Origin of the sequence: Methylobacterium sp. (genome assembly GCF_019750675.1) — a bacterium.
Classification (GTDB): Bacteria; Pseudomonadota; Alphaproteobacteria; order Rhizobiales; family Beijerinckiaceae; genus Methylobacterium.
In genome coordinates, this window is record NZ_JAIEOF010000009.1 from 1 (window position 1) to 2,055 (window position 2,055).

General features: G+C 70.4%; 2 protein-coding genes. Both read right to left on the bottom strand.

Features of this window, described 5'->3' with window-relative positions; translation table 11 throughout:
* Positions 1–105: 105 nt before the first annotated feature.
* Entirely contained in the window at positions 106–1,197 is a 1,092-nt protein-coding gene (locus K2X24_RS00550; protein ID WP_292493684.1) for a L,D-transpeptidase, read from the bottom strand.
* A gap of 75 nt (positions 1,198–1,272) precedes the next feature.
* The coding region (locus tag K2X24_RS00555) for an extensin family protein (RefSeq protein ID WP_292493687.1) at positions 1,273–2,055 on the bottom strand (783 nt) is incomplete at its 5' end.

Genomic DNA, 2,055 nt, shown 5'->3' on the forward strand with positions numbered 1-2,055 from the left:
TGCAGAACCAGAACACCGTGCCCATGCTCCAGGGCGCGGCGGCCACCGCCGCCCTGGCGTTCCTCGGCGAGGCCGCATTCCTCGCCCTGGTCTCGGCCTGGGGCGCTATTCGTCCTTGAAGACCACTTCGGCGCCGCGGGCGACATGCGTGGCGAGGTCGCGCGCATCCCAGTTGGTGAGCCGGATGCAGCCATGCGACTCGGTCTTGCCGACCTTCTCGGGTTCGGGCGTCCCATGGATGCCGTAGGAGGGGATCGACAGGTCGATCCAGACGATTCCGACGGGGTTGTTCGGCCCCGGCGGGATCGTGAACTTGGTCTTGGCCTTCACGCCCGCGAACTCGTATTTCGGGTTGTAGGTGTAGGTCGGCACGAACGCGACGCCCTCGACCTTCGCCTTGCCGGAAGGGGCTGGCTTCTCCTCGCTGCCGATGGAGGCGGGATAATACGCGACCAGCCGGCCGGCCTTGTCGAAGGACCGGACGTTGCGGCTTGTCTTGTCCACCTCGATCCGGGTCACGTCCTTCGCCTCTGCCGATTTTTCCTTGGTCGCCGCGTCGGATTTCGGCTTGCTCGTGTCCAGCGGCGCTACGGCGGCCACCTGGAGAACGGTACCGGCCTTCGCGAAATCCGCTCCGGGATTCAGGGCGGTAAGCAGGTCCGGCGACATGTGGAAGCGCTCGGCCAGCATCTCGCGGGCGCTGGTGTACCCGAGCGCCTCGAGGTCGGCCTGATCTTCCATCTTGGGCGGAATTCGGTCGACGAATGGCCCGGCCACGTCCGCCTCGCTCAAGGTGTACGCCGTCAGCACCGGATCGGCGCTGGTCGCCTGAAGCTTGTCTGCGAGGTCCGCCTCGAGCGCTCCCCCGGACTTCAAGCCGTTGGCCGCCGCGAAGGCCGCGAGCGCGCCGCGCAGGTTGTCGCCGTCGCGCCCGTCGATGGCGCCGGGGGAGAAGCGCGCGCGATCCAGCAGAACCTGCGCCTTGATCAGCGCCGGAACGGGACGCTTCGCGGCACTGCCCTTCGAAGCCTCCGTCTTGCCCGCCTCACCCTTGTCGCCCGCCTGCGCCAGGACCGCTCCCTCGACCGCCTCCCGGGTCAGGGCGGGCGCCTCCTCGGCATCCTTCGCGACAGCCGGGACCGCGATCCAGGCCAAGGTCAGCGCGGCCAAGCCGCCGCCGATCGTCCGTCCACCCATCCGCACCGGAAACTCCCGCACCATCGCATTGCAACCACGAGGGTAAGGCGGATGGTCCCTCCGGCGTTCCGTCACCTATTGGCAGAGGCGGTGACCGGCGTTGCGCGCGCGCTCGTCGAGGTGGAGGTGGTTGGCATGGGCCGGGTCCGTGCCGGGGCCGAGCACCGTGCGGAAGAAATCGCAGGCCCGGGTGCGAACCGCCGTGAGGAACGCCGCCTCCGGCGAGCCTTCGGTGGCCGGCGCGACGGTGATCGCCGGGCGCCCCGCGAAGCTGAAGCCCATCACGTCGACTCCGTTGGCGAAGCTGTGCTCGCTCAGCTTGGCATCGGGATCGTGATTCTGGCCCCGGCACTCGTAGGACGTCCCGATCGCGAGCCCCTTCAGCGGCTGGCCGAGATCGCGCTGGGCGGCGACCTGCGCCTCCGTCGCCCAGCGGGCCAGGGCCTCGGCCGCCTCGCAGACCAGGGTGACGGGCGGGGCGAGGGCGAGGTCGTCGGCCAGCGCCGTGATCTTCAGGGGCTTGGCGGCCCCGCACTGGCCGTTGGAGATCGGCGGCAGAGGCTCGAACCGGGCACCGAGGCGTTCCAGGCGGCGCCGGCAGGCGCTGTCGTCCACCGGCGCCACGGTGATGGCGAGGGCGGTGCCGGCGAGTTCCGGCGGGCGCGGCGGCGGCACGGGTGCCTCACCGGTCTCCGTGGGCTTCACGGTCGGGCCGGGCCCCGTCACGTCGGCGGGCTTCGCTACCTCGGAAGGCTTCGCTACCTCGGGAGGTTTCGCTGCGTCGGAAGGTTTGGCTGGATCGGCGGTCCTGGCGAGATCCGCGGGTCGTTCGGGCGGAAGCGGCGTCGCGACCGGATC

Coding starts and splice junctions, on each gene's coding strand:
- K2X24_RS00550 (WP_292493684.1), bottom strand. CDS start 1,197: ATGGGTGGACGGACGATCGGCGGCGGCTTGGCCGCGCTGACCTTGGCC.